Source organism: uncultured Aquincola sp., from assembly GCF_964001545.1.
GTDB lineage: Bacteria > Pseudomonadota > Gammaproteobacteria > Burkholderiales > Burkholderiaceae_C > Aquincola.
Genome location: NZ_CAXFDV010000730.1, coordinates 1 through 4,520, shown reverse-complemented (window position 1 = coordinate 4,520; position 4,520 = coordinate 1). Strand labels below are relative to the sequence as shown.

The following is a 4,520-nucleotide window of genomic DNA, read 5'->3' as shown; positions in this document are numbered from 1 at the left end:
CCATGAACCGATTCAACGTACGCAAGGTCGCCGTCCTCGGCGCCGGGGTGATGGGCGCGCAGATCGCGGCCCACCTGGTCAACGTCAAGGTGCCGGTGGTGCTGTTCGACCTGCCGGCCAAGACGGGGCCCAAGAACGGCATCGTCACCAAGGCGGTCGACAACCTCAAGAAGCTCAAGCCCGCGCCGCTGGGCGTGGCCGACGACGCGGTGCTCATCCAGCAGGCCAACTACGAAGAGCACAGCGAGCTGCTGCGCGACTGCGACCTGGTGATCGAGGCCATCGCCGAGCGCATGGACTGGAAGCTCGACCTCTACCAGAAGATCGCGCCTTTCCTGGCGCCGCATGCCATCGTCGCTTCCAACACCTCGGGCCTGTCGATCACCAAGCTCAGCGAGGTGTTGCCCGAGGCCATCAAGCCGCGCTTTTGCGGCATCCACTTCTTCAACCCGCCGCGCTACATGAGCCTGGTGGAGCTGATTCCCACGCCCACCACCCAGCCCGAGATCCTCGACCAGCTGGAAACCTTCGTCACCAGCGCGCTGGGCAAGGGCGTGGTGCGCGCCATCGACACACCCAACTTCATCGCCAACCGCGTGGGCATCGCCGGCATGCTGGCCACGATGATCGAGGCCGAGAAGTTCGGCCTCAGCTACGACGTGGTGGACGACCTGACCGGCAAGAAGCTGGGCCGCGCCAGCTCGGGCACCTTCCGCACCGCCGACGTGGTGGGCCTGGACACCATGGCCCACGTCATCAAGACGCTGCAGGACAACCTGGCCGATGACCCCTTCTTCCCCAGCTACGCCACGCCGCCGGTGCTGGCCAAGTTGATCGAGCAGGGCGCGCTGGGCCAGAAGACCGGCGCCGGCTTCTTCAAGAAGGAAGGCAAGAACATCCTGCGGCTGGACCCGGCGCAGGGCAGCTACGTGCCCGCCGGCGGCAAGGCCGACGAGATCGTGGCCCGCATGCTGAAGAAGCCCGCGGCCGAGCGGCTGAAGCTGCTGCGTGAATCGAAGAACCCGCAGGCGCAGTTCCTGTGGTCCATCCTGCGCGACAGCTTCCACTACGTGGCGGTGCACCTGGCCGACATCGCCGAATCGGCGCGCGACATCGACTTCGCGATGCGCTGGGGCTTCGGCATGAGCCAGGGTCCGTTCGAGCTGTGGCAGGCCGCCGGCTGGGCCCAGGTGGCCGGCTGGATCAACGAAGACATCGCCGCCGGCAAGACGCTGTCGAGCGCGCCGCTGCCCGCGTGGGTGACCGAAGGCCCGGTGGCCAACCAGGGCGGCGTGCACCAGGCCGAAGGCTCCTGGAGCGCCAAGGAAGGCCGCTTCGTGCCGCGCAGCACGCTGCCGGTGTACCAGCGCCAGGCTTTCCCCGAAACCGTGCTGGGCGCCGGTGGCGCCGAAGCGCTCAAGAGCGGCACTGAAGAGTTCCGCAACGACGAGATCCGCGTATGGTCGCTCGACGGCGAGGTGCTGATCGCCAGCATCACCGCCAAGCTGCACCTGATCAGCCCGCTGGTGACCGAAGGTCTGCTGAAGGCCGTGGAGATCGCCGAGGCCAAGTACCAGGGCCTGGTGATCTGGTCGCCCGACGACGTGTTCTCGGCCGGCGCCAACCTGGAAGCGCTGATGCCGGTGTTCATGAAGAGCGGCGGCAAGGGCATCGCGCCTGAAGAAAAGAAGCTGCAGGACGCGATGCTGCGCATCCGTTATGCGGCGGTGCCGGTGGTGGCCGCGGTGCGTGGCCTGGCGCTGGGCGGCGGCTGCGAGCTGGCGGTGCATTGCGCCCGCCGCGTGGCCACGATGGAAAGCTACGTCGGCCTGGTGGAAGTGGGCGTGGGCCTGATCCCCGGCGGTGGCGGCCTGGCCTACATCGCGCGCCGTGCGGCCGAGATGGCCGAGAAGGCGCCGGGCGTGGACATCCTGGCCTTTGCCAAGGAGGGCTTCACCGCCGCGGCCACCGCCCGCGTGGCCACCAGCGCGCTGGAAGCCCGCAAGCTGGGCTACCTGCTGGACGACGACATCATCGTGCCGCACAAGGACGAGCTGCTGTTCGTCGCCAGCCAGCAGGTCAAGGCCATGGCCGCCAGCGGCTGGCGCGCACCGCTGCGCAAGCTGTTCCCGGTGGCCGGCCGTTCGGCCATCGCCACCATCCAGGCGCAGCTGGTGGGCATGCGCGACGGTGGCTTCATCAGCCAGCACGACTTCCACATCGGCAGCCTGATCGCCGACGTGGTGTGTGGCGGCGCGGTGGATGCCGGCTCGATGGTCAGCGAGGAATACCTGATGGCGCTGGAGCGCAAGCACTTCTGCAGCCTGCTCGACCACCCCAAGACCCAGGAACGCATCATGGGCATGCTGCAGACCGGCAAGCCCGTGCGCAATTGACAGGAGCGACCATGAGCCGACAACTTCAAGACGCCTACATCGTCGCCGCCAGCCGCACGCCCATCGGCAAGTCGGGCCGCGGCGTGTTCCGCAACACCCGCCCCGACGACCTGCTGGTGGCCGCCATCCGCGGTGCGCTGGCCCAGGCGCCCGGCCTGGACCCGAAGGCCATCGAAGACGCCATCATCGGCTGCGCGATGCCCGAGGGTGAGCAGGGCCTGAACATGGCGCGCATCGGCGTGCTGCTGGCCGGCCTGCCCAACGGCGTGGGCGGCGTCACCGTCAACCGCTTCTGCGCCTCGGGCCTGACCGCGGTGCAGATGGCGGCCGACCGCATCCGCGTGGGCGAAGCCGACGTGATGATCGCCGGCGGCGCCGAGAGCATGAGCATGGTGCCGATGAGCGGCAACAAGCCTTCGTTCAATCCGTCCATCTTCGAGCGAGACGAGAACATCGGCATCGCCTACGGCATGGGCCTGACGGCCGAGAAGGTGGCCAACCAGTGGAAGGTCTCGCGCGAGCAGCAGGACGAATTCGCGCTGCAGTCGCACCTGAAGGCGCTCAAGGCCCAGCAGGCCGGCGAGTTCAACGACGAGATCGTGCCGGTGGAAGTGACCGACCGCATGCCCGACCTGGCGACCGGGGAGGTGATCACCCGCAGCCGCAACGTGTCGATGGACGAAGGCCCGCGGCCGGACACCTCGCTGGAAGGCCTGGCCAAGCTGCGCACCGTGTTCGCGGCCAAGGGCAGCGTGACCGCCGGCAACAGCTCGCAGACCAGCGATGGCGCGGGCTGCCTGATCCTGGCCAGCGAGAAGGCGGTCAAGCAGTTCAACCTGCAGCCGCTGGCGCGCTTCGTCAGCTTCGCTTCGCGCGGCGTGCCGCCCGAGATCATGGGCATCGGCCCGATCGAGGCGATTCCGGCAGCGCTGAAGTCGGCCGGCCTGTCGCTGGATGCGATGGACTGGATCGAGCTGAACGAAGCCTTTGCCGCGCAGGCGCTGGCCGTCATCAACACCGTGGGCCTGGACAAGAGCAAGGTCAACCCGATGGGCGGCGCCATCGCGCTGGGCCACCCGCTGGGCGCCACCGGCGCCATCCGCGCGGCCACGGTGGTGCATGCGCTGCGCCGCCACAACCTGAAGTACGGCATGCTGACCATGTGCGTGGGCACGGGCCAGGGCGCGGCCGGCATCTTCGAACGCGTCTGACCCCCACCCACCAACAGCAGGAGACCCCCGGCATGACCATCAAGACCGCCATCGTCGACGGCGTGGCCACCATCGAGATCGCCCGCCCCGAGAAGAAGAACGCGCTGACGCAGGCGATGTACGAGGCGATGGCCGAGGCCATCACCGCGGCGCAGGCCGATGCGTCGGTGCGCGCGGTGATGATCACCGGCCAGCCGGGCATCTTCACGTCGGGCAACGACCTCGAGGACTTCATGCAGCGGCCGCCGGCGGGCATCGAGTCGCCGGTGTTCCGCTTCATGAAGGCGCTGGTGGGTTGCGACAAGCCGGTGGTGGCCGCGGTCACGGGCGCGGCCATCGGCATCGGCACCACGATGCTGCTGCACTGCGACTTCGTCTACGTGGCCGACGACGCGCGCCTGGCCATGCCCTTCGTGGGCCTGGGCCTGGTGCCGGAGTTCGCTTCCAGCCTGCTGGTGCCGCAGCTGATGGGCCCGCGCGGCGCGGCCGAAAAGCTGCTGCTGGGCGACCCCTTCACCGGCGAGCAGGCGGTGGAAGCCGGCATCGCCAACGCGGTGCTGCCCGCCACCGAGGTGATCAAGCACGCCCGCCGCGTGGCCGAGCGCTTCAACAGCCTGCCGCCCGGCGCGGTGCGCGAAAGCAAGCAGCTGCTGCGCCGCCCCACCCAGGCTGCGGTGATGGAAGCCATCAACGCGGAGGCCGAGCTGTTCAGCAAGCGCCTGCGCAGCCCCGAGGCCACCGAGGCCTTCCAGGCCTTCTTCCAGAAGCGCAAGCCCGACTTCTCGAAGTTCTGACGGGGCGCGCTGCGCTCGGCGCAGCTTTACAAAACAGGGGGAACCCCGTCCCCCTCATCCAATCGCACCTTGCTGCATTGCAACAAAGGAGGGCGTTGGATGGATTTCTTGCCGGTCTT

The 4,520-nt window shown here is 68.5% G+C and carries 3 protein-coding genes; all 3 read left to right on the top strand.

Annotated elements, in window-relative coordinates:
* The first annotated feature begins 2 nt into the window (after window positions 1-2).
* From ABNT58_RS25635 to ABNT58_RS25625, 3 genes are read left to right on the top strand one after another with little or no spacing between them, the layout of a single operon-like run.
* Entirely contained in the window at window positions 3-2,396 is a 2,394-nt protein-coding gene (locus ABNT58_RS25635; RefSeq protein ID WP_348756210.1) for a 3-hydroxyacyl-CoA dehydrogenase NAD-binding domain-containing protein, read from the top strand.
* 11 nt (window positions 2,397-2,407) lie between these two features.
* Window positions 2,408-3,607 (top strand): acetyl-CoA C-acyltransferase, encoded by a 1,200-nt coding sequence (locus tag ABNT58_RS25630; protein WP_348756209.1) that lies wholly within the window; start codon window positions 2,408-2,410, stop codon window positions 3,605-3,607.
* Between the two features lie 32 nt (window positions 3,608-3,639).
* Window positions 3,640-4,401 carry an enoyl-CoA hydratase gene (locus ABNT58_RS25625; protein WP_348756208.1) on the top strand — a complete coding sequence of 254 codons (762 nt, stop codon included), beginning with the start codon at window positions 3,640-3,642 and terminating at the stop codon, window positions 4,399-4,401.
* Window positions 4,402-4,520 lie beyond the last annotated feature (119 nt).

Excerpts from the sequence above, each read along its gene's own strand:
- ABNT58_RS25630 (WP_348756209.1), top strand. The coding sequence starts at position 2,408 with ATGAGCCGACAACTTCAAGACGCCTACATCGTCGCCGCCAGCCGCACG.
- ABNT58_RS25635 (WP_348756210.1), top strand. The coding sequence starts at position 3 with ATGAACCGATTCAACGTACGCAAGGTCGCCGTCCTCGGCGCCGGGGTG.
- ABNT58_RS25625 (WP_348756208.1), top strand. The coding sequence starts at position 3,640 with ATGACCATCAAGACCGCCATCGTCGACGGCGTGGCCACCATCGAGATC.